Genomic DNA, 26,978 nt, shown 5'->3' on the forward strand with positions numbered 1-26,978 from the left:
GCTCCGGGTAGACCCTTCGCCCCAGCCCTGACAGGCACCCGGTCCCAGCCCGAATGGTCCGCGTGTGGTTCGGGGCCCGTCTCGGGTCTGGACTGACGGAGCGGGGGCGAAGCGGCGGAGGAGCGGAAGATTCGAGACCCATCAGGGCCCCGAACCCGCGCCGCCGGAGGCGGCGCCATAGACACAGCTCAGCGGCGGCGGATGGTGCGCTGCATACCGCGCATCTTGGCGTTGGTCGGCATCGGCCCCTTCGGCATCGCCGGACCGCCGCGGGCGCTCAGGGCGCTGAGCCGGCCTTCGATCTGATCCATCCGCTTGGTGTCGATATTGCGGGGCAGCTTGGTGAGGTAGCGCTGTAGTTCCTTGAGCGGAACCTGGCCTTCTTCGTTGCCGACCATCACGTCGTAGATCGGGGTGTCGCCGACGAGCCGGGCGGTGCGCTTCTTCTCTTGTGCGAGCAGCGTCCGCAGCCGCTGGGGGGAGCCCTCGGCCACGAAGATCACGCCGGGCAGCCCGATCACCCGGTGCACGGCATCGAGCTGGGTGGTGGCGGCGACACCGTTGCTGACCCGCCATTTGCCCTGCAGGTTGTCCAGCACCCAGGCCGCGGCCCCGGCCTGGCCCTCGGCTTTGCCGTAGACGGTTTTCTGGACGCGCCGGCCGAAGATGATGAAGGCGAACAGCACACCCAGCAGCAGGCCCAGGGGCAGCAGGAACCACTGGACGTCGAAAAGGAAACCGATCCCGAACAGCACCAGGGTGGTGATCACCACGGCGCCGATCATCAGCGGCAGCAGCAGCTTGTCCTCTTTGCGCTGCATCTGGAACGCCTGCCAGATCTGCTGACGACGTTCCTTCGACTGCTGTTTGCGCGCCGCTTTCGCCGCGGCCTTCGCCTCTTTGTCGGGCTTGCCTGCTGCCATGACCCCCACAATAATGCCCGCACCCGGACCGCCGGTCACGGGACGGGCAAGGCATTCGGGCCGGTCGCGGCATCCGCCCACCTCGCCACCGGATCGGCGGCGGCGTTCGGGCCCCGCACGACCGGCAGCACGTCACGGACCACACCGGATGACTCGCGACACTGCCCCGCGACCCTGCGCGGGCGTCGCCGGGTCCCCGCTCAGCGAGCCGATTCCGGCACCTCCCGGCAGTGCCGGGACGCCGGGCAACCGGGCGAGGACAATACAGGGATGTCCACCAACCTCGAGGCCCGTCCGTCTTCCGGCGACCCGGTCGACGACGCCACCGCGGAACGGCTCGCGGTGGCGCTGCGCTGTGTCACCGTGTCCCGTGAGGAGGGCGCCGGATCCGGTGCGAAGCCGGACCCGGCCGCGGCGCAGGCTTCGCTCGATACGGAGTTCCGCCGGCTCGGCGCCCACCTGGAAGAGTCCTTCCCGCGAGTGCATGCCGAACTCGAACTGGAGAAGTTCGGCCACAGCCGGCTCTACACCTGGCGCGGGGTCGACGACACCCGGACCGCTGCCCTGCTGCTGGCGCACCAGGATGTGGTGCCGGCCGACGAACCCGGCCGCTGGACCCATCCGCCGTTCGCGGGTGTGGTGGACGAGGAGTTCATCTGGGGTCGCGGCGCGATCGACGACAAGAGCCGGGTGCTGGCGATCCTGGAGGCCGCCGAAGCCGCGCTTGCCGCCGGGCTGCGGCCACGGCATACCGTCTACCTCGCCTTCGGCCACGACGAAGAGGTATTCGGCGATACGGGTGCGGTGCAGATGGCGGGCCGGTTGCGGGAACGCGGTGTGCGGGCGGATCTGCTGCTGGACGAGGGCGGTGTGATCACCGACGGGATCGTCCGGGAGGTCCGGATACCGGTGGCCACGATCATGGTCGGTGAGAAGGGCTACGCCACGGTCCGGCTGTCGGTCACCGATACCGGCGGGCATTCGTCCATGCCGGGACGGCAGACGGCGATCGGGCGGCTGGCCCGGGCGGTGAGCCGGGTGCAGGATCATCCGATGCCGCTGCGGATAACGCCCGTGGTCACCGATATGCTCGCCCGCCTGCGACCGCATCTGCCCGCGGCCAAACGCCGTCTGCTGGGATTCGCCGGGGCGGCGGCGCCGGTGGTCGCCCGGATCCTGGCCGCGACCCCGCAGACCGAATCGCTCGTGCGCACCACCACCGCTCCGACGGTGATCCGGGGCGGGGTGAAGGCGAATGTGCTGCCGCAGCAGGCGGAGGCGCTGATCAATTTCCGGATCCTGCCCGGCGATACGGTCGAATCGGTGCTGGCGCACTGCCGCCGGACGGTGCGCGATGGACAGGTGTCGATCGAACTGGTGGGGATGTCGGCCGAACCCTCCCCCGCCCCGGCCCCGGGGCCGCAGTTCGATCTGATCGCCGAACTCACCCGGCAAGTGGCGCCGGAGGCGGCCGTGACCACCGGATTGGTGCCGGGGGCGACCGATTCCCGCCACTACGACGATCTGGCCGCGACCCGCTGCAATTTCGCGCCGATCCGGCTCACGGCCGCCGATCTGGAGCGGATCCACGGAAACGACGAGCGGCTGTCGCGGGTGAATTATGCCCGGCTGATCGAGTTCAACCGGCGCCTGTTCACGGCGCTCGCCGAACCGGACCGGAAGCGCTGACGTCGATGATCCTGATCGGCCGACCAGACCATCGGATAAGCTCCCCTGCATGAGTGTGGGTGTTTTCGAGTCGAAATCCTGTGGTTCGAGGCACCCTGGCAGCGAAAGCGCCACCGGCGCATCCATTCCGCCGGCCACCGGCGTCTCGGTACGCGGTAGCCGGACAGCGCTACCGTCCACGGCCTCCAAATCCGATGGATTCCCCTCCGGAGCCGATCCCGGAGAGTCCGCGGCTGCCTGACTGATTCCACTCAGCGCAGCGGCGCAGCCGCGCACAGAATTCTGTGGACTTCACACCACCTGGCGAATGCGCCACTGTGCCGGCCCCCTCGCGGCAGCCACTGCCTGCCGCCCTCGGGATACCCGGATGACGCGCGTCCGGAAATCCCCGGCGGGGCCTGACTCAGCTGCGCCTGCCACCGGATAGCAGGCAGCTCTGCCTCCGATATCCGACGGATTCCACCGGCCGGCGATGCGCGCCGCCGAGCGGCGCGCATCGTGCGGTAGCGACACCGCGGGAAAGGAGAACTGTGGATTTTGCACAGCGCACGACCGGCCACTCCGGTCGCAACGTTCCGCCCGATTGACCGGCGTTCGGATCCGACTGTCCGCTCGTCCCCCGTTGCGGTGGGCCGAGTCCATGACGAGAAAGTGAGAACGCTGTGGGCGAGTTACAACGCCTATCGGGACCTGTCGTGGTCCTGCTCATCCTGCTGTTCTTCGGTGGCAGCTTGTACATCTCCATCCGGATCAGCAGGAAGAAGGAGAACGCCGACGGGTATATGACCGGCGGGGGCCGTATCGGTTTCGGGATCTCCGCCGCCTCCATGACAGCCACGTGGATCTGGGCGTCATCGATGTACGCATCGGCCACGTCCGGCTACACCTACGGCCTCTCCGGACCCATTCACTACGGGTTGTGGGGCGCGCTGATGATCCTGCTGATCTATCCGTTCGGGCGCCGGATCCGCCAGGTCGCGCCTCGGGCGCACACCATCGCGGAAGTCATGTACGCACGCCACGGCCGATCCAGCCAGCTCATGCTCGCGGGATCGAATGTGATCGGCAGTTTGATCAGCCTGACCTCGAACCTGATCGCGGGCGGTGCGCTCATCGGCATGCTCACACCGTTCACCTTCAGCCAGGGCATCGTGGCGATCGCGGCCGGGATTCTGCTGTACACGCTCTGGTCGGGGTTCCGTGCCTCGGTGCTGACCGACTTCGTGCAGGTGCTCGCCATGCTCGGTGCCGTCGTGATCATCATTCCGGTGGTGTTCTTCGCCGCGGGCGGTCCCGGCCTGTTCGAGGCCGGAGCAGCCAACCTGACCCCGCAGCAGGGCAGCTTCTTCTCCTCCGATGCGTTCTTCAACCAGGGCGCCCCCTATATCGCGGCGGTACTCGCCTACGCGATCGGCAACCAGACGATCGCACAGCGGCTTTTCGCGGTACGCGAGGATTTGATCAAGAAGACGTTCGTCACCGCGACCGTCGGGTACGGGGCCACCATCATCGGGATCGGCATGCTCGGTGTCATCGCACTGTACGCGGGGATCGATCCGATCGACGGCGATGTCAACAACCTCATTCCGCAGATGGCGGCGACGTATCTGAGCCCGCTGCTGCTGTGCCTGTTCTTCGTGATGATCATCGGTTCGCTCTCCTCGACCGCCGATGCCGACCTCACCGCGCTCGCATCCATCACGATGGCCGATATCTACGGCCACAACGTGGCGGGCAAGAAACACGCCGATCCGCGCACGATGATCCTCATCGGCCGGATCACGATGATCGTCGCGATCGCGGCGGCGCTCTATTTCGCCGGCTCGCAGCTGAACATCCTCGATCTGCTCGTATTCGTGGGTGCGATGTGGGGAGCGCTGGTATTCCCGGTGATCGCGAGCTTCTACTGGAATCGGGTCACCAACCTCGCCTTCAGCGCGGCGGTGGTTCTGGGCCTGGCCGCGTTCATCCCGGTCCGTTTTTCCTGGGTCGACCTGTCGGGTGGTCTGGGCCTCGTCTCCGATGTGTGGGCCACGATCGGTATCGGCGTCGTGCTCGGGCTGATGGCGTTCGGGTTCTTCGGCACGCGGGTGGCCCTCGTCGCGGGCACGATCTCGACCCTTGCCGCCGCGCCGTTCACCATCGGATTCCTGCACACCTACCCCGTGCTGTCCGGGTCGCTGGTGGCCTATTCCGTGAGCACGGTGACATGCGTGGTGCTGACCTTACTGGCGAAGCGTGAGTTCGATTTCGCGCTGATCAAGCAGCGCACAGGAGATTTCGACGCCGGGCCGGGGGAAACGACGCAGCCGGAAACTCTGGACCCGGCCGGAAAGGAAACCGTATGACCGCCCTGCTCACCCTTTATGTGCTGATCTGGCCACTGATCGTCGCGGGCGTGCTGTTCGTCATCGTGCGCGCCTTCGTCCGGGAGTGGCGTGACGCCAAGGCAGAAGGCCGCGACATCATCTAGTCCGGCCGGTGAACCGGCAGGTCGCGACGAGCCGCCCGCCGGCACGGATCCGCGGAAACCGCGAGCCCCTGTCCCGGGTGAACTAAGCTCGGCTGATCGAATTCAACCGACGCCTGTTCATCGCGCTCGCCGCCCCGGGGCAGGGGCGCTGACGGGCGGAGGGTCGCGAACCGGGAGGGCGGGGAATACCCGCCGGCACCTCGGCTCCGCGGGCCATACGGACCGGCGGTGAGGGAGGACCAGTGACCGGCGACCAGAACATCCGCACCGAGCGCGGGAAATTCGAGCATGCGGGCCACCTGCTCGTCCGCCGCTCCTGGCTGCCCGAGGCACCGGTCCGCGGGGTGGTCGTGCTCGTGCACGGGGTGGCCGAGCATTCGGGGCGATACGACCATGTCGGCCGGACGCTGGCCGCGGCCGGATACGCGGTCCATGCCCTCGATCATGTGGGCCACGGTGAATCCGCACGGATCGGCGCGCCGGCCAACCTCGGTTCCATCGAGGATGCCGCGGACAAGGTCGCGGCCCTGCTCGCACTGGTCCGAGACGAGCACCCCGGGGTGCCCGCGTTCGTGATCGGGCATTCGATGGGTGCGCTGATCACGCTTCACCTGGCCACCCGGGAGCCGCTCGATGTTGCGGGTGTGGTGGTTTCGGCGCCGCCGCTGATCATCGATGCCGGGAACCCCGTGCAGCGTCTACTGGCGCCGGTACTCACCCGCCTCACCCCGAATCTGGGTGTGCTGGCATTGGATTCGTCGCAGATCAGCCGCGACCCGGATGTGGTCACCGCCTACGACAACGATCCGCTGGTATTCCGCGGCAGGCTGCCCGCACGCACGGCCACCGAAATCCTGACCGCCGCCGGGCAGGTGCTCGACCGGTTGCCGCAGTTACGCGTACCGACCCTGGCGATGCACGGAACCGCCGACGCCATCGCGGCACCGGCGAGTACCGACCGAATCGAACAGCACGCGGGCACCACCGATCTCACGGTCCGCCGCTACGACGGCCTGTACCACGAGATCTTCAACGAACCGGAACGCGATCAGGTCCTCGCCGATGTCGTCACCTGGTTGACCGACCGGCTACCCGAGCCCGGTCAACCGGACGACGGCGGAGTGTGATCCACAAGCCCGCCGACCAGGTCGTACTCCCGCCGGACGAGACGGTGCCGGATTCGTGCAGGCCGCGCCGGTCGGACTACACCTCTACGTGTTGTCCGATCGGGCAGGTGTCAGGGCTTCTCGGTCATGGCCAGTAGCTCCGTTCGCGCCGCGGCCAGATCCGGACCGGTCAAGTAGGGGCTGGACCGGGCGACCGCGAGCCCGTCCGCGGCGGATCGGATGATCAAGACACGCGTTCGGGGCAGACCGTCGGCGTCGAAGGCGGCGTTCAGCTTTTCGGCGTCCCGTGAACACAGCGATTCGACCTCGGAGAGGTTGCCGAGCGCGGCGCTCAACGCGATCGGGTCGAGAATGGTCCCGTAGAGGTCACCGTCGCCGGTCATCGCGCGGATATAGCCCCGGGTGAACTTCCCCGGCCTGTTCTCGGACAGGTCGATACAGGCGTGGATCTCGGCCCAGCAGCGCTCGATGGTGTGTTCGACCACCCCGGACAGCAGGTCCGCGCGGCTCGGGAAATGATGCCGGAGACCGCTTTGGGTTACGCTCGCCGCCTTCGCGATTGCGGCGAGACTGGCCTTGGATCCGTGCTCCGAGAACATCTGCTCGGCCGCTTCGAGGATCGCCCGGCGGGTGCGTTCTTTATCTCGCGTGGCAACCGGTTCAGTGCGGGTCATAAGCATTCACTTTGACATCCCGTGGCGAGGGGATCACCCGCCAGGCCACCAACGCCGAGACGACGAGGAGTCCCGCGGCGAGCAACGATGTGGTCTGCACCGCGTCGGCGAACGCGGACCGGGCGTGCTCGACGACCGCCGCATCGGTGACGGTGTCGACTGTTACGGCGAGAGACTGTTCGGCCGCCGCCGCGTCTGCGGCGCCTGTGCCGGCGGGCAGGTCGAGGTGCGAGCGGTAGATCGCCAGGTGGACCGACCCGAGGACCGCGATCCCCAGGGCCACTCCGAGTTCGTAGGCGGTTTCCGCGATGGCGGAGGCGGCGCCGGCGCGTTCTTTCGGTACTGCCGAGACCACCGCATCCGTCGACAGTGTCATCGCCACACCTATACCGAGCCCGATCACGACCAGGGCGATACCGAGTCCCCAGTAGGTGGTCTGGGAGGTGGTCAGACCGATCCCGGCCAGACCTATCGCTGCCACAGCCAAGCCCAGCCCGATTGCCCGTCCGGCACCCAGCCGCGCCGTCAGTACAGCGACGAAAGCGATGACCGCCATCGACGCCAGAGTTGTCGGTAGTTCGGCCAGCCCGGCCTGTAACGGTCCGTACTGACGCACCAGTTGCAGATACTGGGAGAAGAAGAACAGCAGGCCCACGAACGCGAAGATCGCCAAACCGTTGGCCGCCACCGCACCCGAGAACGCGGGCAGCCGGAACAGGGAGATATCGAGCAGTGGATCGGTGAGCTGCTGTTGGCGGCGCAGGAAGAGCCATCCCGCGACCAGCCCGAGCAGCGCGCAGACCGGGATCGTCCAGTCCCATCCACTACCGACCCAATGCTTGACGGAATACACGAGCGGGACGATCGCCACGATCGACAGCAGGGAGGACAGCAGGTCGATGGGAGTTGTGGCACGTCCACGGGATTCGGGGATCAGCACCGGTCCCGCGATCAGGACCACCGCCATGATGGGCAGGTTGATCAAGAAAACCGAGCCCCACCAGAAGTTTTCGAGCAGCACACCACCGACCAGAGGCCCCAGAGCCGCGCCGGCCGTCGCACCCATCGACCAGAACGCGATCGCGGTGGTGCGTTGTTTCGGGTCGGCGAACATCGCCCGGACGATCGACAGTGTCGACGGCATCAGCGTCGCCCCGGCCACGCCCAGGAGCACTCGCGCGGCGATGAGGGTTTCGGGATTCGGCGCGAACGCGGAGATCAGCGATGCGACACCGAATGCCGCGGAACCCATGAGCAACAGGCGTTTCCGGCCGATGCGATCGGCCAGGTTGCCCATGGTGATCAGCAGGCCCGCCAGCACGAACGAGTAGATATCCCCTATCCACAACAGCTGTGTGGCGGTGGGTGAGATATCGGCGGTCAACGCCGGCACCGCCAGGTAGAGCACTGTGGCGTCGACGGCGAGCAGCGTGACAACCAGAACCAGCACACCCAGTGCCGCCCATTCCCGGCAGCCGGCGCGGAGCGGGGTATCCAAGTGGTCGGTAGTCACAGAGCTGATTTTAACAACTCGAACGAGTGGTTGTAGAGCTCAAGTGAGCTTTAACACTCCAGACTCCGCCGACACCAAGATTCCTACTATGAGTAGTAAAGTAGGGGTATGACGGCAGCGCATGCGGAGTACTCCCCCGGCGACGGTCCGGCCTCGAAAATCAGCGTGTCACTACGCGCCGGGAATGTTCGAGCGATTCGAGAACGGGTCGGCGCACGCGGATTTTCTGCATACGTCGATGCCGCGGTCGAACGTCAGATCGAACGGGACCTCCTCGAAGAGGCGCTGCTGGCCAACGAAGAACAGGCGGGATCCGCGACAGCAGACTTCCGCGATGAGGCCGCCGCCTTTTTTCGTGAGATCAAGGCAGACCCGGACCTGCGTCAGGAGAGCACGTGACACGCCGGTCGAGCCGCCTGAGCGCCGGAACGCTGGTACTTGATTGCGAAGGGCTGTCCAAATGGGTAAGCGCCGACCCACGAGTAACGGCCTACGTCCGTGAGGCGCAAGACAACGATCTGCGCGTCATCGTCAGCGCCCTCACTCCCATCGAAGCGTTCGACGTGCGATCGAACAGCAACCGACTGCGCTGGCACCTATCCCGCCTGCGGATCGAGCCGGTGACCGACGAGATCTCGTTCCACGCCATGGAACTGCTGCGTACTGCAGGCTTACACGGTCACAAATATGCCATCGACGCGGTAGTCGCCGCCACTGCCCTCCGCGCAGTGAAACCCGTTGCCATCCTCACCTCGGATGTCGACGATATGGTGCAGCTCTGCGGTAAGCGGGTACGCGCACTCGGGGTATGAGTCGGTCCAGGTACGTGCCACGGACCATACGAGGGTCAGACGCCGAAGACTCGTTCCACCACCCGGCGCGCCCGCCGGGTGATCCGCAGATAGTTGTCCAGGAATTCCCCGCCGTCGTCACTGGGCCAGCCGGCCACCCGCGCCACCGCGGACAGGGTGCGGCCCGGTGCGGGCAGCTGGTCACTGGGTTTGCCGCGTACCAGAACCAGGGCGTTGCGGGCCGCGGTGGCGGTCAGCCAGGACTGCCGGAGTAGATCGGTGTCCTCGGTGCCGAGCAGTTCGTGGCTCGCGATGACGTCCAGCGCTTCCAGGGTGGAGGTGTTGTGCAGTTCCGGGATCTCGTGCGCATACCGCAACTGCAGCAGCTGCACCGTCCATTCGATATCGGCGAGGCCGCCGCGACCCAGTTTGGTGTGGGTGGCGGGGTCGGCGCCGCGGGGTAGCCGTTCGGAATCCACCCGGGCCTTGATCCGCCGGATCTCGCGTACCGCGTCGGCCGAGACACCACCGGCCGGGTAGCGCACCGGATCGATCGTGTGCAGGAATCGCAGCCCGAGGTCTTGATCGCCGCACACCTGATGGGCCCGCAGCAGCGCCTGCACTTCCCAGGGCTGCGCCCATTGGCGGTAGTAGGCGTCGTAGGCCGTGAGCGTGCGCACCAGCGGCCCGCTACGACCCTCGGGACGTAGGCCGGCGTCGACCTGTAGCGGCGGGTCGGTACTGGGTGCGCCGAGTAGTTTCTGCACCTGTTCGGCGATACCGTTGGCCCATTTCACCGCGACGTGTTCGTCCTCGCCCGGCCGCGGGTCGCAGACGAACAGCACATCGGCGTCCGATCCGTAGCCCAGTTCCATTCCGCCGAGCCGGCCCATTCCGATCACCGCGAAATCCGCGGGCGCGGGGGATCCGCGTTCGGCGGCACTGGCACGGATCACCGCCCGCAGCGAGGCCTCGAGCACCGCCACCCAGACCGAGGACAACGCGGCGCAGACCTGCGGGACATCGAGCAGCCCCAGCAGATCCGCCGAGGCCACCCGGGCCAGTTCGTGCCGGCGCAGCGAACGGGCGGTCGCCACGGCACGTTTCGGGTCGTCGTAGCGGTCGGCGGCGGTGAGGATACTGCCTGCCACATCCGCGGGCTGGGGGCGCAGCAGCAGCGGGCCCTCGGGGCCGTCGGCGAACATCCGGATGGTTTCGGGCGCGTTGATCAGCAGATCGGGCAGGTATGCCGAGGAACCCAGCACCATCATCAGCCGCTGCCCCACCGCGCCTTCGTCGCGCAGCACCCGCAGATACCAGTCCTGGTCGTTCAGGCCTTCCGACACCCGCCGGTAGGCGAGCAGGCCGGCGTCGGGGTCGGGAGTATCGCCGAGCCAGGCCAGCAGGGTCGGCAGCAGTAGCGCCTGGATCCGGCCCTTCCGGGAGATACCGCTGGTGAGGGCCCGCAGATGGCCCAGGGCATGTTCCGGGTCGGCGTAGCCGAGCGCGGCGAGCTGGCGGACGGCGGCGTCGGGACCGAGCCGTAACGCGGCCGATTCGATACTGGCCACCGATTCCAGCAGCGGGCGATAGAAGAGTTTGGTGTGCAGACGCCGGATCCGGCTGGTGTTGCGGCGCAACTCCACCTGCAGGACACCGGCGGCATCGCGTTTACCGTCGGGCCGGATATGCGCGGCCCGGGCCAGCCAGCGCATACCTTCCTCGTCGTCGGCGGCGGGCAGGGTGTGGGTGCGTTTGAGCCGCTGCAGTTGCAGCCGGTGCTCCAGCAACCGCAGGAATTCGTAGGAGGCGGTGAGGTTGGCGGCATCCTCGCGACCCACATAGCCGCGCGCGGCCAGCGCGGCCAGCGCTTCCACGGTGCCCTGTACATGCAGTTTCGGATCGACCCGGCCGTGAACGAGCTGCAGGAGCTGCACCGCGAACTCCACATCGCGCAGGCTGCCGCTGCCCAGTTTCAGCTCCCGGTCCCGCAGGTCCTCGGGCACCAGATCCTCCACGCGGCGCCGCATGGCCTGCACATCGGGAACGAAATCCGGACGTTCGGAGGCGGTCCACACCATCGCGCCGGTGGCCGCACGGTACTGCTCCCCCAGTTCCAGATCGCCGGTCATCGGCCGCGCCTTGAGCAGCGCCTGGAACTCCCAGGTCCGCGCCCAGCGCTGGTAGTAGGCCAGATGGGAGTCGAGGGTGCGGACGAGGGCGCCGGCCTTGCCCTCGGGCCGCAACGCCGCGTCCACCTCGAAGAACGCGGAACTGCCGACGGTCATCATCTCCGCGGCCAGGCGGGTGGCGGTGGCGTCGGCGGGTTCGGCGACGAACACGATATCGACATCGCTGACGTAGTTGAGTTCGCAGGCCCCGCTCTTGCCCATGGCGATAACGGCCAGCCGCACCGGGCACGGTTCGTCACGGCACACCCGCGCCACCGCCACCGCGAGCGCGGTGGTGAGCGCCGCATCGGCCAGCGCCGTGAGTTGGCGCCCCACCACCTCGTACGGGATGACCGGCTCGTCTTCCACGGTCGCGGCCAGATCGACGGCGGCCAGCAGCATCAGCTGATCGCGGTAGCGTTTTCGCAGCGCGGCCACCACTTCGGGCCCGGATTCGGTGGCGCGGAACAACATCGGCGAAGCGTTGGGCCCGGTTTCCGGCTCGGCGCCGACCACCGCGAGCAGATCGGCGATCACAACGTCGCGGTCGGGTAGTTCTTCGCGGCGCAGCATCGTCCAGGACCGCGGATCGGCCACCAGGTGATCACCGAACGCGGTGGAGGAACCGATGAGCGCGAACAACCTTGCCCGCAGGGTCGGCTCGGCACGGATCGCGGAATCCAAGCTGTCCCAATCGCTTCCGAGGGATTCCCGGATCCGGATCAGGGTGGCGAGGGCGAGATCGGCATCGGGTGCGCGCGACAGCGCCCACAGCACCGCGATGCTCTCGACATTGTCCCAGCCGAGGGTTGTCAGCGATTCGGCGGCCGTCGGCTCGAGTAATCCGAGCCGGCCGGCGCGGGGGACGGCGGACCGGGCGGACGGTGGGCGGACCATGAGCCAAAGTTAACCGGTCCGCGCCGGCAAGTGTGCCGGACCCCACCGCCGCGTCGTTACAGGCCGAGGTACTCCTGCAGTTCGAACGGGGTCACCTGGGTCCGGTAGTCCGCCCATTCCCGGCGCTTGTTGCGCAGGAAGAAATCGAAGACGTGCTCCCCCAGCGTTTCGGCGACCAGTTCCGACCGCTCCATCGCCTTGAGCGCCTCGTCCAGCGTGCCGGGCAGTTCCTTGAAGCCCATGGCACGCCGTTCCGCGGCGGTGAGCGACCAGACGTCGTCCTCGGCTTCCGAGGGCAGTTCGTAGCCCTTCTCGACCCCCCGCAGGCCGGCGGCCAGAAGCACGGCGAAAGTGAGATAAGGGTTGCAGGCCGAATCGGGGCTGCGGATCTCGACCCGCCGCGACGAGGCCTTGTTCGGCGTGTACATCGGCACCCGGACCAGCGCGGACCGGTTGGAGCGGCCCCACGAGGCCGCCGTCGGCGCTTCACCGCCGTGGATGAGGCGCTTGTAGGAGTTCACCCATTGGTTGGTGACAGCGCTGATCTCGTGCGCGTGTTCGAGAATGCCCGCGATGAAGGCCCGCGCGGTGCCCGAGAGGTTATCCGGATCGTCGGGGTCGGCGAACGCGTTCGCCTCGCCTTCGAACAGGCTCATATGCGTATGCATGGCCGACCCGGGGTGCTGGGAGAACGGTTTGGGCATGAATGTCGCGCGCACGCCCTCGTCGATCGCGACTTCCTTGATCAGATAGCGGAAGGTCATCACGTTGTCGGCCATCGACAGCGCGTCGGCGTAGCGCAGATCGATCTCCTGCTGGCCGGGCGCGCCTTCGTGGTGGCTGAACTCCACCGAGATACCCATGGATTCGAGGGCGTCGATGGCGTGGCGCCGGAAGTTCGGGGCCGAATCGTGCACGGCCTGATCGAAGAACCCGCCGGTATCGGCGGGAACGGGCGGCTGTCCGTCGGCCTGGTTCTTCAGCAGGAAGAATTCGATCTCCGGATGCACGTAGCAGCTGAACCCGACATCACCGGCCTTGTTCAGCTGCCGCCGCAGAACGTGGCGCGGATCGGCCCACGACGGCGAACCGTCGGGCATGGTGATATCGCAGAACATCCGGGCGGAATGCTGATGCCCTTTGCTGGAGGCCCACGGCAGCACCTGGAAGGTGGAGGGATCGGGCCGGGCCACCATATCGGCCTCGGAGATCCGGGCGAACCCTTCGATGGCCGATCCGTCGAATCCGATGCCCTCTTCGAAGGCCCCTTCGAGCTCGGCGGGCGCGATGGCGACGGACTTCAGATAGCCCAGCACATCGGTGAACCAGAGACGTACGAATCGGATATCCCGCTCTTCGAGCGTCCGCAGCACGAATTCCTTCTGGCGATCCATGTCCGCGAGCGTAAGCACCTGGCGTTAAATCCGTGTTACATGGCGTGCTGCGCTGTGTGTCGGCTCCTCGGCGCGGCCGGGTACCGCTCAGCAGCGCAATCCCTCGGGCGGCGATTTCAGGTCGACCAGATAGCTGATCACCGCATCGTCGACGCAGGTCGCGCCGCCGTTGAAGACAACAGTGTGACTATCGCCCTCATGGGTGATCAAGGCGGCCCCGAGCTGCCCGGCCAGATCCACGCCCGCCTGGTAGGGCGTCGCCGGATCGCCTGTGGTGGAAACCACCACCGTCTGCGGCAGGCCTTCCACGGAGATCTCGTGCGGTTGGCTGGTGTTCGGGACCGGCCAGCCCGCGCACAGCTCCAGCGGCGCCGCGCCGGTACCGCGGCCGTCGTCCAGGAAAGGGGCAGCCGCACGGTATTCGGTGTCCTGGCGCCCGGCCACGGCCCGATCGGTGACTCGCGGATCGTCGACGCAACGGATCGCGTTGAAGGCATCGGTCAGGTTGCTGTAGCTGCCGTCGTCGCGGCGGCCGTTGTACATATCGGCGAGCTGCAGCAGGGTGTCGCCGCGCCCCTGACTCAGTTCGGTGAGCGCGACGGTGAGCACCGGCCAGAAATCGGCGCTGTAGAGGGTCTGCTGGACGCCGGTGATCGCATCGTCGTAGCTGAGACCGCGAGGGTCGGTCGTGGCCGCGGGGGTATCCCGCAGGGGGTCCACCAGTTCCCGGAAACGGGGGATCACCTGCCCGGGATCGGTGCCCAGCGGGCAGTCCGCCGATTTCACACAGTCCGCGGCATAGGTGTCGAAGGCCTGCTGGAACCCGGCCGCCTGGCGCAGCGATTCCGCAACCGGATCCTGTGTGGGGTCGATGGCGCCGTCGAGGACCAGCGCCCGCACATTGCCCGGGAACTTCTCCGCATACGCCGTACCGAGCCGGGTGCCGTAGGAGTAACCCAGGTAGTTGAGCTTCGGATCGCCCAATACCGCGCGGATGATGTCCATATCCTGCACGACCTCACGGGTGCCGATATGGGCGAGCAGATCGGCCCCGGTGCGCGCCATACAGAGATCGGCGTATTCGCGGTTCTCGGCCTCGTCGGCGGCGATCCCCTCGGGCGTATTCGGTTCAGGTGTTTCGGCACGCTCGGCGTCGGCCTCCTGCGGCGTCAGGCAGGTCACCGCGGGGGTGGACGCGCCGACTCCGCGCGGATCGAAACCCACCCGGTCGAATCGTTCGGCCACCGGTGTGCCGCCGCCGATCGTGGCGGTGGACAGCCCCGACATCCCCGGTCCACCCGGGTTCAGCAACAGCGACCCGATCTTCGAGCCGGTCGCGCGCAGCCGCGACAGGGCCAGTTGCGCGGTCGGGCCGTCGGGGTCGGCATAGTCGATCGGCACCTCGATGCGCGCGCACTGCGTGGCCGGGGGCAGACTCTCCCCCGGCGCGACGTATCCGGCACAGGATTCCCATTGCGGTACCTGTTCGTAGAAACGGCTCAGCTCCGCCGGAACGGGCGCCGGGGGCGCCGTCGCTACCTCTTGCTCGTCCGCGCATCCCGCGACGAGGATCGCCACCGCCGCCAGCACACCCGCCGGCACTCCACACCGCCCACTCCGCACCGGCGCCATGCTAGCGCCACCAGTGCCCACCACCGTGGATGTGACCAACCGCACCAGGTCGCGGGGTTAGTTCCGGCTCCGTCGCGGGTGCACACTGGTAGGCGTCACACCCACCCGGGGACCCGGTCAGGGCCTCGAGGAGACGAAAGGGACGATGATGCCCGAATCATCAGCCATGCCCGATTCCACCGCGGAGACGCCCGCCTACGGCGCCGCGAAATCTCCCGGTGCCGCGGACTCCGCGAAACCGGCCCGCCGGCCGACCCGCGTCCAGCATCTACAGCAGATGAAGGCGACGGGCGAACGCTGGGCCATGCTCACCGCCTACGACTACTCCACCGCCCGCCTCTTCGAAGAGGCCGGGATCCCGGTCCTGTTGATCGGCGATTCGGCCGCCAATGTGGTGTATGGGTACGACACCACCGTGCCCGTCACCACCGACGAGCTGATCCCGCTGGTTCGGGGCGTGGTACGGGGTGCCCCGCACGCCCTGGTGGTCGCCGACCTCCCGTTCGGCAGCTACGAGAGCTCCCCCGAACAGGCGCTCGCGACCGCCACCCGGTTCATGAAGGAGGGCGGCGCACATGCGGTGAAACTGGAGGGCGGCGAACGCGTCGCCGATCAGATCGCCCTGCTCACCGCCGCCGGTATCCCGGTGATGGCGCATATCGGATTCACTCCGCAGAGCGTCAACACCCTCGGTGGTTTCCGGGTCCAGGGCCGCGGCGCAGGCGCCGAAGGCCTGCTGACCGACGCGATCGCGGTGCAGGCCGCGGGCGCGTTCTCGGTGGTGATGGAAATGGTGCCCGCCGAGGTCGCCGGCCAGGTCACCCGGAAGCTGACCATCCCGACCATCGGTATCGGCGCGGGTGCCGACTGCGACGCCCAGGTACTGGTCTGGCAGGACATGGCCGGGTACACCAGCGGCAAGACCGCGAAGTTCGTGAAGCGGTTCGCCGCCGTGGGTGACGAGCTGCGCACGGCCGCCGCCGCATACGCCGACGAGGTGCGCAGCGGTACATTCCCGGGGCCCGAGCACAGCTTCTGAGCCCGCGTCCGGGCCGGAGCGGCTTCCCACCTCTGCCGGAGATGGCAAACTCGGTGTCGAGAAGTTTTCGACTCGAGTACAGAGGTACTGATGCGGCAACGCGCTTGGACAACCGTTCGGACGGCACGGGGCGCCCTGATGGTGGCGGGAGTGTGCGGGGCGGCACTGCTCACCGCATGCGGCGGTGTGCAGACCGGTTCACCGACCGCGAGCACCCCCGGCTCTTCCGCCACCACGAGCGCGACCGCCGCACCGACCGGCGCCGCCCCCGCCACCCCTCTCGAAGTTTCGGACAAGGCGGCGCAGAACCTGTGCGACATGATGGAACCGGAGCTGTCGAACTGGCGGGTTCAGGGGCCGACGATCGGCCGGATCGGTTTGAACCTCATGGCACACGAATGGGCGCTCACCAACGGTGTGGGGAATCAGCAACTGCTGGGTGATACGGCGGTTGTCGACCGGAGTACCTCCGCCGCCTGCCCGGATGTGCGGACCCAGGCCCTCGAAGCGCTCGAGCTGCCCGAACTGGCAGCCGGCGTGCTGACGCTGTGATGCGCACGCTGTATCCCCCGGTCGAACCGTACGACCGGGGCATGCTCGAGGTCGGCGACGGTCAGGCGATCTATTGGGAGACCAGCGGTAACCCGGCCGGTAAACCCGCGGTATTCCTGCACGGCGGCCCGGGCGGCGGCACCTCCGCGCTCCACCGCCGCTACTTCGACCCGGAACGCTATCGGATCGTGCTGCTGGATCAGCGCGGCTGCGGGAATTCCACGCCGCATATCGCCGACGGCGCCGATCTGTCGGTGAACACCACGGCGCACCTGATCGCCGATATCGAGGCGGTGCGTGCCGAACTCGGAATCGATCGATGGCTGGTCTTCGGCGGTTCCTGGGGTTCGACCCTGTCGCTGGCCTACGCGCAGAAGTATCCGCACCACGTGACCGAACTGGTGTTGCGCGGGATATTCCTGCTGCGCCGCAAGGAAATCGACTGGTACTACAACGGCAGCGCGGGATACGTGTACCCGGACGAATGGGAGAAATTCCTGGCCCCCGTCCCCGCCGCCGAACGCGACGGCGACCTGGTGGAGGCCTACCACCGGTTACTGCACTCCGCCGACCCGGATATCGCGACCGCGGCCGCCGTCGCCTGGTCCACCTGGGAAGCCGCGACCAGTTCGCTGCGCCCCGACCCCGCCCGGACGGCCGATGCCGGGGATCCTCGTTTCGCGCTGGCCTTCGCCCGGATCGAGAACCATTATTTCCGGCACGGCGGTTTCCTCGACGAGGGACAACTGCTGCGCGATATCGGTGCGCTAACCGAGATCCCGGGCGTTATCGTGCAGGGCCGCCACGATATCGTCTGCCCGGCGGTCAGCGCATGGGATCTGCACCGGGCCTGGCCGCATTCGCAGCTGCGGATCGTCGACGATGCCGGGCATTCGGCCACCGAACCCGGAATTGTGCATCATCTCGTCGAGGCCACCGATACTTTCGCGGCGGTTACCGGATGAGCCCGGAACCCGGCACCGCCGGGGCCGCACTCACCGCCGCATTACGCGCCGATATCGAACGGTTACTCGCAGCCGAACCCGAAGTCCGTGCCGACGCCGACGATTCGGTACACCAGATGCGGGTCGCGACCCGGCGGCTGCGCAGCGTGCTGCGTTCCTACAAACGACTGCTCGACCCCGACGCGGCCAACCGGATGCGCACCGAACTTGCCTGGCTCGCCGGGATTCTGGGGGTCGCCCGGGATGCGGAGGTCCGCGGTGCCCGATTCGCCGACCTGCTCGACCGGTATGCCGAAAAAGACTGCGCCGCATCGAAGCCCACGCGCAAACGGCTGGTCCGGGCAGAGCGCGATCGTTACCTCGCCGCGCACGGTGCGGTACTCACCGCCCTGGACAGCGCCCGGTATCGGGCAGTCCGCGGCGAGCTGAAGAAGTGGCGCAAACATCCACCGCTGCGTACCTCGGTGAGCGGTTCGCCCGCGGCCGAGGTTTTCGATGCCGTACTGCGGGCCGACCGTAAACGAGTGCGCCGTCTGGTGCGCGCCGAACCGACCGCGGCACCCGCCGACCGGGTCGAACTGCTCCACGATATCCGCACGAGCGCCAAGCGGTTACGCTACTCCTGCGAGGCGGCGGAAGCAGTACTGAACGAGTTCGCGGCGGGTCTGGGCGGGCGGGCCAAACATCTGCAGACCGTACTCGGCGACCATCGCGACGCGGTCGAATCGTATGACGCCCTGCGCGCCCACGCCGCCGCCGCGCACGCCGCCGGTGAGGACACTCGGCTGTACGAAACCCTGGCCGATGCCGAGGACACCGCAGCCGGCCGCTGCCTGGCTCAGTACCCGGCGGCCGCGGCGGCCATCGACAAGTCCTGAGCCGGCCCCACCGCGACTGTCCGAGGAATACAGACGGCTCGGGCCGGTACCGAGTTCCGGTACCGGCCCGAGCCGCGAAAAGCGTTGCCGCGCTATTGCACTGCCAGCATCGACCCGTTCAGTTCGTGCAACGGACCGAACACGGTGAATACCACCCGGCCGTTCGGCTGCGCCGACGACACCGCCGCGGCCGCGTCCAGCGCCATCCCGAACGAGGGAGCCGACGGATGCGGGATAGCCGCGAGCATATGCCCGAAATTGCTGTTGTGCACCCACCGGGTGTCCGCGGGGCTGAGGTCGACCCGCACCCCACCGACATCGGGCATCGGGCATCGGTGTCACGGCGACCGCCCCGGCCGAACCGGCGCCCACGGTGGCGAAAACGGATGCGGCCCCGGCGATGAAGGCTCCGGCTGCCAAGGTACGTGCTACCCGCATATGTGATGTGACCTGTCTTCGATAGGTATGAATCGGCTCGACGACACATTCGAGGGCGCCGGCGAGCCTGCCGACGGGCATACCTTATGACGCCGATCACCCTTTATGCCACCTCTGCACGAATCTCTCGCGAAAAGTTCGCCCCTCCCCCGCAACTGCTACTGTGGCGGACCGTAAGCGTTCAACGAATCCGAGTTGGAGTTTCCTCACGTATGTCCACTCTCATCTATGACTATCTGCTTCCTCTCGTCGGCCCGCAGCAGGCCACCGCACTGGCGCAGATGTTCGTCGTCGGACCCACTGCCTGAACGGCCGCTGGGTGAACATCGTCCCCCGCCCGGCGGGGGACGGTGTCCACCTCGCGGAGTTACCATCCGGGCCGTGAAAAGACCCTCAGCTCTCCTGCCCGCAGTCCTCGTAGCATTCGCGGTCGCCGCGACCGCCTGCCAGAGCGACGGCGCGGAGCCGGACACCGCCGCGACCTCGTCGGTCGCGAACCCCGATACCGCGAAAATCGACCAGGTGAAGGCCGGTTCCTTCGTCATCGGCTTCCGCGGTGCCTTTCCCGGGCTGGCCGAGGGCCGCGACGACGCCGCGATCACCACGATCTTCACCGACACCTGTGCCGATATCCGATCGGGTACACCCGAGGACGAGGCCACCGCCGCGCTCACCGGACGCCTCGACGCCGGCGGGACTGCACCGGCACCGCAGGAAACCGAGGCCGTCTACCAGATGGTTGCGGCAATGTGCGGGCAGCAGTAACCACAGCCCGGACCCGGCTTTTCCGGTCGATATCGGGAATCTGCTGGATGAACGGTCCGAATTACCCGGAGAGGGCGAAAATCCCTTGTCGCTCAATCCCGCTGTCCGGAGTCCGGCCCGAAAATTCCGGATGCGTAGCGTGCCGCCCATTCCGCGAACGTCATCGCCGGGCGGCCGAGAATTTCTTCGGCGACCCGGTTCACCGGCAGCGTGATTCCGTCCAGACCGGTGAGCACATTGTCGACATACCAGGCGGCGGTATCGCCCATGGCCGTGGTGAGTGCCCGGATCGTTTCCTCGCGGGTCGCCCGCACGAATTCGATCTCCCGGCCCAGTGCGGACGCGAGCTGCGCCAGCAGTTGCGCCCGGGTGAGTTTCTCCGGCCCGGTCAATGAGTAGGCGCGGCCGATATGGTCGTCGCCGGTCAGCGCCGCGGCGGCCACGGCCGCGATATCGTCCATCGCGATCGGAGTACTACCGGCATCGGGGTCGGGTTCGCGGACCGTGCCCGTCTCCCGGATCTGGTGCGCCCAGATTCGGGTGTTCTCCATGAAATCCCCGGGCCACAGATGCGTCCATACCAGGCCGCTCGCCTCGACCGCGTTCGAAACCGTGCCCCACCAGCTGTCGGGTTCGCCGGACAGATCGACGATATGACGCACCCCCGCGGCCCGGGCCAGCGCGACCACTTCGTCCACGGTGTCCGGTGCCGGGGCCAGGTACATCCGTTCGACGCCGTCGAATGCGGCACGCAGAGTGTCCGGCTTGCGGACATACCCACGAACGACCGCTACCCCGGCCGGCAATGCGGCCCGCGCGGGATCCACGGTCAGTGCTCGGATATCCGTGATACCGCGGGCAAGCAGTTCATCGACGACCTTCCGGCCGATATTGCCGGTGGCACCGGTGACCAGAATCGTCATTCGCCCCTCCGCCCCCACAATTTGCCGACGGCGACTGTAATGCGCGCAGGTCCTGCTGTCCAACCCCTATTTTTTGGGACACCTGGGGTCGTAACCCTCGAACCGGTCGCCGCGACTACACAGACAACCGCGTCGTTGCAGCGCATCGACAGGTTACCCGGCAGACACCTCGGCCTTCGACGCCCGGGCGTCCGCCGCCGAAAACCGCCCCGCCCGAACCGAAGCGGAAGCAGCTCCGGCGAAGGCTCAGCCCCGAGGAAGTTCCGATGAGCTATATCGACATCCTGGTCCGTCTGCAGAGCGCGGACCATCGGATCCTCATGGACCGAGCAGCCGTGAAGGGCCGCACCGTCACCGAGCTGGCAACGGAGGTGTTGCGGGCCGGCATCCACAGCCGGGCCAGGGAAGCCCGGGAAGCCTCCTGGGAGGAATACCGCACAACCCACCGCATCGGCGCTGCCGAAGTGGACGCGGTGCGGGCGGCGTTCGTCGCGGGCTGGGAAACGGCCCACGGCAGAGCCGGGATCGCACCCGTACGCCGGCTGCGTAACCGGGCCGCCACCACGACCGACCCGGAGGGCAGTACCACCGCGATACGCAAGCTCCCTTCCGCCCGGGCCACCTCCGCACCGGTCACCCATGCTTCCCGGGCCAGCCGGGTGCGGTGACACGGGATCGCAGAAACGTGCGGTTTCGGGCTGCCGGCCTATTCAGGGATCGGGACCTGTTGTACCGCTCTCTGTCCCGTATCGGTCCCGCCGGTCTTCGCCCCGGGCCCCACGGTGTGCTGACACTCGAGTCGCCGGGCGGCGGCCCCGGCGGAAATCCGGCCCGGAAATACTAATCCCGACAGGCGGGCAACCCACTGTGATCACGGGGTGTTCCGGGCGCGGATGAGCCGGCCTGTAAGCCGGATCCTGTTCCCGGTTCGCACCGGGTGGCGGCCATCCATCTGGGCACACCGTCGCCGGGTACCTCGAGCGGTCCACCCGCAGGCTCGGGCGAGCAGCCCTCGAACACCTGCGCAACCGCACCGTGGGTGCGGCCTTCGACCTTGCTCCGGGCGGGGTTTACCGAGCCGCCCCGGTCACCCGGGGCGCTGGTGCGCTCTTACCGCACCGTTTCACCCTTACCGCGCGGCCCTGACGGGCCACGGGCGGTCTGTTTTCTGTGGCACTGTCCCGCGGGTCGCCCCGGGTTGCCGTTAGCAACCGCCCTGCTCTGTGGAGTCCGGACTTTCCTCGGCGCCCGGCGTGACACCGCGTGAGTGTCCGTTCCCGGCGCCGCGACCGCCCGGCCGGCTCATCCGCCGCACACGATACTCGCTGCCGGCCCCGGCTCCCGCCCCGCCCAGTCCTTCACGGAGGCGTCAGCAGTTCCCGGGTCAGGGCCGTGCCCCACCAGCGCTCGACCCGGTCCGGCGTCCACCCACGCTCGCCGGTCAGCACGGTGAAGACGTCGATATTGCAGAGCGCGGCGTAGATATCGACGGCCTCGTCCACCGTGAGCCCGGGACGCAGCACACCATCCCGCCATCCGGAGAACACCTGGACGCGGGTGTCGTCGGCACGATGGCGGCCTTCGCGATACTCGCGCGCGAGTTCGGGTTCCGCGCGACCTGCCTCTCGTAGCAACACGATGACATCGCCGGCCCGCTCGAACAGCCGGCGGTCGTAACCGGCCATCGCCGCCAGCTGCGCGGCGGGGCCGGGTGCGGTTTCCAGCTCGGTGATCATGCGCGGAAGGTCGCCGGAGAGGTCCGCGGCGTCGGCAAGAGCCCGGGTGAGACCGGTTTTGTTGCCGTACGCCGCGTACACGGTGGGCACCGAGACGCCGGCGGCCTTGGCGACCTCGCGCACCGTCGTGGCCGCCCACCCGCGCGTGACGAAGAGTTCGCGCGCGCAGCGGGCGATCTGCGCGGTGGTTTCCTGCGCCTGTGCGGTTCTGCGCAGCGAATCGTATCGGCGCCGGTCCGGCTCGCCGTCCATGATTCCCCTTTCGGTTTACGTAGCTTATATTCAATATATGCCCAGCAAATACGTCGATAGAGCGCTCGCCCAGCGCGCCGCCGGCGCGGCGGGAATCGGCTTCGCACTGCTCATCGTCGCCGCCAATCTCGTCCTCATACCCGCCGGAATGCCTTCGCCCGGTGCCTCCGCCGAGGAGGCGATCGAATTCTTCCTGTCCACCGATCAGCCCACCATCGCGGTCTCGGCACTACTTCCTGCCGTATGGACCCTGGCGACTCTGTTCGCGGCAGGCGCACTGGCGGCGACCCTGCCCGGGAGCGGCCGGAGCGCCTGGGCCTACGCCGGTTTCGCCGGTGTACTGCTACAGAACGCCACCTTCACCCTCGTGGTCGCGATCCGCCTGGCCATGACCACGATCGACGACTCGGCGAGTATCGGCACACTCTGGGCACTGCACGAAGCGGTATTCGGGTTCAACGGCACGTTTCTCGCTCTGGCCATGATCGGACTCGGCACTGCCGGATTCACCGCAGGCCTGCTCGCCCGATGGCTGCTGGTACTCGGAACCGTCGCGGCCTGCCTGCAATTCGCATCCGCGACTCTCACGCCGCTGATCGTCACCGGTCACGGCAATTTCTCCCTGCTCGGATTGGCCGGCTGGCTGCTGTGGGCGGTGTGGCTCACCGGTTACGGAGCCACCCTGATCCGCTCCGCCGGGCGCGCCCACCACGGCCCCGGGGCCACAACCCCGGCCGGTCGCGGCGCCGATGCCCAGCCGGACTGACAACTTCGGCGAAACAACACCTCGGTACCGTCACTGATCATGGAGCGTGTGGAGGTCGGCTTCCCGTCGGGAGGTCAGAAATGTGCCGGCTGGCTTTACCAACCGGCCGGTCCGCCCAAACCCCGCCCCATCGTCGTGATGGGGCACGGACTGGGCGCGAACCGGGAAATGGGTCTGGATCGGTACGCGCGGCGGTTCGCCGCCGCGGGAATGGGGGTTCTGGTATTCGACTACCGGCATTTCGGTAGCAGTGACGGCGAACCGCGGCAAACGGTCAATATCGCGCGGCAACGCGAGGATTGGACCTCCGCCATCGCCTACGCGCGGACCCTGCGGGGTTTCGACGCCACGCGGATCGCGCTGTGGGGGACTTCGCTGGGCGGCGGTCACGCGCTGTCCGTGGCACCCGACGATGCCTATATCGCGGCGGTCGTGGCTCAGACTCCGTTCGTCAGCGGATTCTCCTCGGCACTGGCGAAGGGGCCGATCAGTCTGGTGAAAGTGGGGACGCTGGCCGTCACGGACGCACTGTTCGGCACAATCTTCCGTAAGCCGGTCCAGATCCGGCTCGCCGGGCGTAAACGCGCCGCGGCGATGGCGACCGGCACGCAGGTACCGGCCGGGTTCGGCCGGCTGGCCGAGGAGAGTCCGGCGTACCGGCCGAAGATTCCGGCGCGCGCGGCCTTTCCGCTGCTGTTCGACCGGCCGGGCCGGCACGCCAAGGAACTGAAGATGCCGGTGCTGTATGCCCTGTGCGACCAGGATTCGATCACCCCGGTGAAACCCGCACTACGCACCGCCGGGAAGACCAAGCATGCCCAGGTGAAACGCTATCCCGCCGGGCATTTCGATATCTATTTCGACGACCTGTTCGAACAGACCGTTCATGACCAGACCGCATTCCTGACCGCGGTACTACGGCCGTGAAAAACGCCGCGGTCCCGGGCAACTGCGCCGTTCCGGCACCGCGGCCGGGTTGCGGGCCGGTGATCACCGGCCCGCAACCACTCATTTCACGAACGAGACATTCATCGGGTACTTGTACTCCTCGCCCTTGTTGGCCGCGATACCGGCCATGATCGAGAAGACCAGTCCCAGGATCCAGACGATCGGCAGCAGGATGAGCCCGATCAGGATGATCGACAGCAATGCCGACACCATCATGCTGATGAACAGCAGGATCTGGAAGTTCAACGCGTGTACCGCATGCCGGCGGACGAACTCGTCACGGTCCTTGTACATCAGCCAGACGATCAGCGGCGCGATCCAGCCGAGCAGAATGCCGCCTACATGGGCCAGCATGCCCCACAACTTCGCATCGGCGGGCGATACCGGAGCCCCCGCCGGGACACCGTAAGGCTGCTGCCCCGGATAAGCAGGCCCTTGCTGCGGTACACCGTATTGCGGCTGCCCACCGAAATCCGGCTGCGGCGGATACGGCTGCCCTTGCGGGTACGGCTGTCCGGGCGGGAACTGCTGCCCCGGCGCGTACTGCTGCCCAGGTGGGTACTGCTGCCCCGGCGCGTACTGCTGGCCGGAGGGATACTGCTCTCCCGCCGCGAACTGCTGCCCAGGTGGGTACTGCTGGCCGGACGGATACTGCTGTCCCGGCGGGTACTGCTGCCCTTTGGACAGGTCGAAGGGCGGCTGAGGATCGGTCATCACATTCCAAACTTGCAGGCGACAGGACTTCCCGAGCATAAGGGCGCGAACGGGCCTACGGGAGTGCGGGTTTCCCACACCTAGGTGAGTTGCGCGATACCCGGAACTCCGGCAACAGGGGATTCCGGGTACTGCGTGGTCCGTTACGTCACCGACCTCGCTGCGTCACGTCCTCAGTGCGTCACCGTCCTCAGTGCGACACCTTCGTCAGTGGGTCACCCTCTTCGGCCGGGATCGTCTGTTTCGGTGAGCGCACCATCGCTGCCGCGACAATCAACACCAGCGACAACACAGCCGCGACCAGGAAGGCGGTATGCACACCGTCGGCGGCAGCCGTGACCGGGTGAGCACCCTCGCCGAGCGCCGATTCGGTGCCGCGAGTCATCATCGTGATGAACAGCGCGGTACCGGCCGCACCGGCGACCTGTTGCACGGTGCTCACGGTCGCACTGCCGTGGGAGTACAGCTCGGGCGGCAGCGAACCCAGCGCCGAGGTCATCAACGGCGTCAAACCGCAGCTGATGCCCGCGCTGACGATCACGTGTGCGGTGATCACCAGCGCGATCGAGGAGTTCTCGTCGAGGGTGGCCAGAATCCAGCAGCCGATGCTGAGCGCGATGGTGCCGGGCAGTACCAGCGGCCGCGCGCCCCACCGGTCGAACAGGGCACCGACGAACGGGGCCAGCAGTCCCATGACCAGACCGCCCGGCAGCAGCACCAGCCCCGTGGTGAGGACATCCTTGCCGAGTACGTTCTGCAGGTACATCGGCAGGATGATGAGCGCGCCGAACAGGCTCAGCATCAAGCAGGCCATCAGGATCACGGCGAGCCGGAAGGGGCCTACCGCGAACGTCCGCAGATCCAGCAGTGCCCGCCCCCGGTCCACCAGTTTCAGCTGGCGCACGACGAAGAGCGCAAGGGCGGCGGCACCGGCCGTGAGCGATACCCACGGCGGGATCGGCGCATGTCCGGACGCCGATTCGCCGATACTGCTCAACCCGAAAACGAGCCCGCCGAATCCCAGTGCCGCCAGCGGTACTGAGACGTAGTCGAGGTGCGCCTTGCGCGGCTCGGTGACGTTGCGGATGAACACTGCGCCCAGCACCAGGGCGAGAACGGCGAACGGCAGCACGATCCAGAACATCGCCCGCCAGCTCAGCGACTGCAGGATGAGCCCGGATATGGTGGACCCGACGGCCGGAGCTACCGAGATCACGATCGATACGAGTCCCATCGTCTTACCGCGGGACCGCTCGGGCACCAGGTTGAGAATGGTCGTCATCAGCAACGGGATCATCAGCGCCGTGCCCACGGCCTGCACGATCCGACCCGTGAGCAAGATTTCGAATCCGGGCGCCAGCGCCGCGATCACTGTCCCGCCACTGAACATCGACATCGCGGCGATATAGATCGCGCGCAACGCGAACCGCTGCAGGATGAAACCGGTCGTGGGGATCACGATCGCCATGGTCAGCAGGAAGCCGCTGGTCAGCCACTGCGCGGTGGCCGCGCTGATATCGAGATCCACCATCAGGGTCGTCAGGGCCACGCTGAGGATCGTCTCGTTGAGGATCACGACGAATGCCGCGACGAGCAGGAGCCCGATCAGTAGGAACGCCCCCGGGGCACGCCCGCCGTCGTGTTCCGTGTCGTCGGTCGCCACCGAGTTGTCTATCACCTGGGTTTATCCGCTCGATAGTGCCGCTGTTACCGAGCCA

The 26,978-nt window shown here is 67.4% G+C and carries 25 protein-coding genes and 1 other RNA gene; 14 read left to right on the plus strand and 12 right to left on the minus strand.

Features of this window, described 5'->3' with window-relative positions; genetic code table 11:
* Positions 1-188 precede the first annotated feature (188 nt).
* Entirely contained in the window at positions 189-923 is a 735-nt protein-coding gene (locus NFL01S_RS16050; RefSeq protein ID WP_062976611.1) for a DUF4191 domain-containing protein, read from the minus strand.
* Between the two features lie 270 nt (positions 924-1,193).
* On the opposite strand from NFL01S_RS16050, the gene NFL01S_RS16055 reads away from it, so the two are divergent.
* The 4 genes from NFL01S_RS16055 to NFL01S_RS16065 all read left to right on the plus strand — a co-directional run bounded on the left by NFL01S_RS16055 (position 1,194) and on the right by NFL01S_RS16065 (position 6,212).
* Positions 1,194-2,612, plus strand: coding sequence for a M20/M25/M40 family metallo-hydrolase (locus tag NFL01S_RS16055; protein ID WP_062976075.1), 1,419 nt, complete (start codon positions 1,194-1,196; stop codon positions 2,610-2,612).
* Positions 2,613-3,274: 662 nt separating this feature from the next.
* Entirely contained in the window at positions 3,275-4,960 is a 1,686-nt protein-coding gene (locus NFL01S_RS16060) for a sodium:solute symporter family protein (RefSeq protein ID WP_062976077.1), read from the plus strand.
* On the plus strand, positions 4,957-5,085 hold the full coding sequence (locus NFL01S_RS36525; protein WP_033244978.1) for a putative transporter small subunit: 129 nt from the start codon (positions 4,957-4,959) through the stop codon (positions 5,083-5,085). Before NFL01S_RS16060 ends, NFL01S_RS36525 begins: the two co-directional genes overlap by 4 nt.
* A 242-nt stretch (positions 5,086-5,327) precedes the next feature.
* Entirely contained in the window at positions 5,328-6,212 is an 885-nt protein-coding gene (locus NFL01S_RS16065; RefSeq protein WP_245670721.1) for an alpha/beta hydrolase, read from the plus strand.
* A gap of 110 nt (positions 6,213-6,322) precedes the next feature.
* On the opposite strand, the gene NFL01S_RS16070 is transcribed toward NFL01S_RS16065, so the two are convergent.
* Entirely contained in the window at positions 6,323-6,886 is a 564-nt protein-coding gene (locus NFL01S_RS16070) for a TetR/AcrR family transcriptional regulator (protein ID WP_062976079.1), read from the minus strand.
* Entirely contained in the window at positions 6,873-8,399 is a 1,527-nt protein-coding gene (locus tag NFL01S_RS16075) for an MFS transporter (RefSeq protein WP_062976081.1), read from the minus strand. Before NFL01S_RS16075 ends, NFL01S_RS16070 begins: the two co-directional genes overlap by 14 nt.
* A 108-nt stretch (positions 8,400-8,507) precedes the next feature.
* On the opposite strand from NFL01S_RS16075, the gene NFL01S_RS16080 reads away from it, so the two are divergent.
* Both NFL01S_RS16080 and NFL01S_RS16085 read left to right on the plus strand, forming a co-directional pair.
* On the plus strand, positions 8,508-8,798 hold the full coding sequence (locus NFL01S_RS16080) for a hypothetical protein (RefSeq protein ID WP_062976083.1): 291 nt from the start codon (positions 8,508-8,510) through the stop codon (positions 8,796-8,798).
* A complete protein-coding gene (locus NFL01S_RS16085; protein WP_062976085.1) occupies positions 8,795-9,211 on the plus strand; it encodes a PIN domain-containing protein in 417 nt (138 codons plus the stop codon). The genes NFL01S_RS16080 and NFL01S_RS16085 overlap by 4 nt, the downstream gene beginning before the upstream one ends.
* A 35-nt stretch (positions 9,212-9,246) precedes the next feature.
* Here NFL01S_RS16085 and NFL01S_RS16090 read toward each other — a convergent pair whose 3' ends face one another.
* From NFL01S_RS16090 to NFL01S_RS16100, 3 genes are all read right to left on the minus strand, one after another.
* The gene (locus NFL01S_RS16090; protein ID WP_062976087.1) at positions 9,247-12,258 is read right to left on the minus strand and encodes a bifunctional [glutamine synthetase] adenylyltransferase/[glutamine synthetase]-adenylyl-L-tyrosine phosphorylase; all 3,012 of its coding nucleotides are present in this window, start codon (positions 12,256-12,258) and stop codon (positions 9,247-9,249) included.
* Between the two features lie 56 nt (positions 12,259-12,314).
* Positions 12,315-13,652: a type I glutamate--ammonia ligase gene (gene glnA, locus NFL01S_RS16095; RefSeq protein WP_062976088.1), complete on the minus strand. Its 1,338-nt coding sequence runs from the start codon at positions 13,650-13,652 to the stop codon at positions 12,315-12,317.
* Between the two features lie 87 nt (positions 13,653-13,739).
* A complete protein-coding gene (locus NFL01S_RS16100; protein ID WP_062976090.1) occupies positions 13,740-15,284 on the minus strand; it encodes an alpha/beta hydrolase in 1,545 nt (514 codons plus the stop codon).
* Between the two features lie 166 nt (positions 15,285-15,450).
* On the opposite strand from NFL01S_RS16100, the gene panB reads away from it, so the two are divergent.
* The 4 genes from panB to NFL01S_RS16120 all read left to right on the plus strand — a co-directional run bounded on the left by panB (position 15,451) and on the right by NFL01S_RS16120 (position 18,718).
* Positions 15,451-16,323, plus strand: a complete 873-nt coding sequence (gene panB / locus NFL01S_RS16105; protein WP_062976092.1) for a 3-methyl-2-oxobutanoate hydroxymethyltransferase — start codon at positions 15,451-15,453, stop codon at positions 16,321-16,323.
* Positions 16,324-16,413: 90 nt separating this feature from the next.
* Positions 16,414-16,875, plus strand: coding sequence for a hypothetical protein (locus NFL01S_RS36360; RefSeq protein ID WP_062976094.1), 462 nt, complete (start codon positions 16,414-16,416; stop codon positions 16,873-16,875).
* Positions 16,875-17,840 (plus strand): prolyl aminopeptidase, encoded by a 966-nt coding sequence (gene pip / locus NFL01S_RS16115; RefSeq protein WP_062976096.1) that lies wholly within the window; start codon positions 16,875-16,877, stop codon positions 17,838-17,840. Before NFL01S_RS36360 ends, pip begins: the two co-directional genes overlap by 1 nt.
* Positions 17,837-18,718 (plus strand): CHAD domain-containing protein, encoded by an 882-nt coding sequence (locus NFL01S_RS16120; RefSeq protein ID WP_062976098.1) that lies wholly within the window; start codon positions 17,837-17,839, stop codon positions 18,716-18,718. Before pip ends, NFL01S_RS16120 begins: the two co-directional genes overlap by 4 nt.
* A gap of 92 nt (positions 18,719-18,810) precedes the next feature.
* On the opposite strand, the gene NFL01S_RS16125 is transcribed toward NFL01S_RS16120, so the two are convergent.
* The gene (locus tag NFL01S_RS16125) at positions 18,811-19,044 is read right to left on the minus strand and encodes a hypothetical protein (RefSeq protein ID WP_245670722.1); all 234 of its coding nucleotides are present in this window, start codon (positions 19,042-19,044) and stop codon (positions 18,811-18,813) included.
* A gap of 493 nt (positions 19,045-19,537) precedes the next feature.
* On the opposite strand from NFL01S_RS16125, the gene NFL01S_RS16130 reads away from it, so the two are divergent.
* Complete coding sequence (locus NFL01S_RS16130) at positions 19,538-19,921, plus strand: hypothetical protein (RefSeq protein ID WP_062976100.1); 384 nt, start codon at positions 19,538-19,540, stop codon at positions 19,919-19,921.
* A 92-nt stretch (positions 19,922-20,013) separates the two neighbouring features.
* On the opposite strand, the gene NFL01S_RS16135 is transcribed toward NFL01S_RS16130, so the two are convergent.
* Positions 20,014-20,844, minus strand: coding sequence for an NAD(P)H-binding protein (locus tag NFL01S_RS16135; protein ID WP_062976102.1), 831 nt, complete (start codon positions 20,842-20,844; stop codon positions 20,014-20,016).
* 266 nt (positions 20,845-21,110) lie between these two features.
* On the opposite strand from NFL01S_RS16135, the gene NFL01S_RS16140 reads away from it, so the two are divergent.
* The gene (locus NFL01S_RS16140) at positions 21,111-21,512 is read left to right on the plus strand and encodes a hypothetical protein (RefSeq protein ID WP_062976103.1); all 402 of its coding nucleotides are present in this window, start codon (positions 21,111-21,113) and stop codon (positions 21,510-21,512) included.
* Between the two features lie 222 nt (positions 21,513-21,734).
* Here the strand turns inward: NFL01S_RS16140 and rnpB are convergent.
* Both rnpB and NFL01S_RS16150 read right to left on the minus strand, forming a co-directional pair.
* An RNA gene (rnpB, locus tag NFL01S_RS16145) (RNase P RNA component class A) lies at positions 21,735-22,149 on the minus strand.
* A gap of 53 nt (positions 22,150-22,202) precedes the next feature.
* A complete protein-coding gene (locus tag NFL01S_RS16150; RefSeq protein WP_062976105.1) occupies positions 22,203-22,832 on the minus strand; it encodes a TetR/AcrR family transcriptional regulator in 630 nt (209 codons plus the stop codon).
* A gap of 37 nt (positions 22,833-22,869) precedes the next feature.
* Here NFL01S_RS16150 and NFL01S_RS16155 point away from each other — a divergent pair, with 37 nt between their 5' ends.
* Both NFL01S_RS16155 and NFL01S_RS16160 read left to right on the plus strand, forming a co-directional pair.
* Positions 22,870-23,598 (plus strand): hypothetical protein, encoded by a 729-nt coding sequence (locus NFL01S_RS16155; RefSeq protein ID WP_062976107.1) that lies wholly within the window; start codon positions 22,870-22,872, stop codon positions 23,596-23,598.
* Positions 23,599-23,637: 39 nt separating this feature from the next.
* Positions 23,638-24,525, plus strand: a complete 888-nt coding sequence (locus NFL01S_RS16160) for an alpha/beta hydrolase (RefSeq protein ID WP_062976109.1) — start codon at positions 23,638-23,640, stop codon at positions 24,523-24,525.
* A gap of 81 nt (positions 24,526-24,606) precedes the next feature.
* Here NFL01S_RS16160 and NFL01S_RS36530 read toward each other — a convergent pair whose 3' ends face one another.
* Together NFL01S_RS36530 and NFL01S_RS16175 are read right to left on the minus strand one after the other, a co-directional pair.
* Complete coding sequence (locus NFL01S_RS36530) at positions 24,607-25,260, minus strand: DUF4870 domain-containing protein (RefSeq protein WP_210744739.1); 654 nt, start codon at positions 25,258-25,260, stop codon at positions 24,607-24,609.
* Between the two features lie 190 nt (positions 25,261-25,450).
* Complete coding sequence (locus NFL01S_RS16175) at positions 25,451-26,938, minus strand: MDR family MFS transporter (RefSeq protein WP_084492731.1); 1,488 nt, start codon at positions 26,936-26,938, stop codon at positions 25,451-25,453.
* Between the last annotated feature and the right edge of the window lie 40 nt (positions 26,939-26,978).

It is taken from the genome of Nocardia flavorosea NBRC 108225, from assembly GCF_001613385.1.
Classification (GTDB): domain Bacteria; phylum Actinomycetota; class Actinomycetes; order Mycobacteriales; family Mycobacteriaceae; genus Nocardia; species Nocardia flavorosea.

Coding starts and splice junctions, on each gene's coding strand:
- panB (WP_062976092.1), top strand. CDS start 15,451: ATGCCCGATTCCACCGCGGAGACGCCCGCCTACGGCGCCGCGAAATCT.
- NFL01S_RS16140 (WP_062976103.1), top strand. CDS start 21,111: ATGAGCTATATCGACATCCTGGTCCGTCTGCAGAGCGCGGACCATCGG.
- NFL01S_RS16155 (WP_062976107.1), top strand. CDS start 22,870: ATGCCCAGCAAATACGTCGATAGAGCGCTCGCCCAGCGCGCCGCCGGC.
- NFL01S_RS16100 (WP_062976090.1), bottom strand. CDS start 15,284: ATGGCGCCGGTGCGGAGTGGGCGGTGTGGAGTGCCGGCGGGTGTGCTG.
- NFL01S_RS16160 (WP_062976109.1), top strand. CDS start 23,638: ATGGAGCGTGTGGAGGTCGGCTTCCCGTCGGGAGGTCAGAAATGTGCC.
- NFL01S_RS16050 (WP_062976611.1), bottom strand. CDS start 923: ATGGCAGCAGGCAAGCCCGACAAAGAGGCGAAGGCCGCGGCGAAAGCG.
- NFL01S_RS16070 (WP_062976079.1), bottom strand. CDS start 6,886: ATGACCCGCACTGAACCGGTTGCCACGCGAGATAAAGAACGCACCCGC.
- NFL01S_RS16125 (WP_245670722.1), bottom strand. CDS start 19,044: ATGCCCGATGTCGGTGGGGTGCGGGTCGACCTCAGCCCCGCGGACACC.
- pip (WP_062976096.1), top strand. CDS start 16,875: ATGCGCACGCTGTATCCCCCGGTCGAACCGTACGACCGGGGCATGCTC.
- NFL01S_RS16055 (WP_062976075.1), top strand. CDS start 1,194: ATGTCCACCAACCTCGAGGCCCGTCCGTCTTCCGGCGACCCGGTCGAC.
- NFL01S_RS16080 (WP_062976083.1), top strand. CDS start 8,508: ATGACGGCAGCGCATGCGGAGTACTCCCCCGGCGACGGTCCGGCCTCG.
- NFL01S_RS16120 (WP_062976098.1), top strand. CDS start 17,837: ATGAGCCCGGAACCCGGCACCGCCGGGGCCGCACTCACCGCCGCATTA.
- NFL01S_RS36525 (WP_033244978.1), top strand. CDS start 4,957: ATGACCGCCCTGCTCACCCTTTATGTGCTGATCTGGCCACTGATCGTC.
- glnA (WP_062976088.1), bottom strand. CDS start 13,652: ATGGATCGCCAGAAGGAATTCGTGCTGCGGACGCTCGAAGAGCGGGAT.
- NFL01S_RS16135 (WP_062976102.1), bottom strand. CDS start 20,844: ATGACGATTCTGGTCACCGGTGCCACCGGCAATATCGGCCGGAAGGTC.
- NFL01S_RS36530 (WP_210744739.1), bottom strand. CDS start 25,260: ATGACCGATCCTCAGCCGCCCTTCGACCTGTCCAAAGGGCAGCAGTAC.
- NFL01S_RS16090 (WP_062976087.1), bottom strand. CDS start 12,258: ATGGTCCGCCCACCGTCCGCCCGGTCCGCCGTCCCCCGCGCCGGCCGG.
- NFL01S_RS36360 (WP_062976094.1), top strand. CDS start 16,414: ATGCGGCAACGCGCTTGGACAACCGTTCGGACGGCACGGGGCGCCCTG.
- NFL01S_RS16150 (WP_062976105.1), bottom strand. CDS start 22,832: ATGGACGGCGAGCCGGACCGGCGCCGATACGATTCGCTGCGCAGAACC.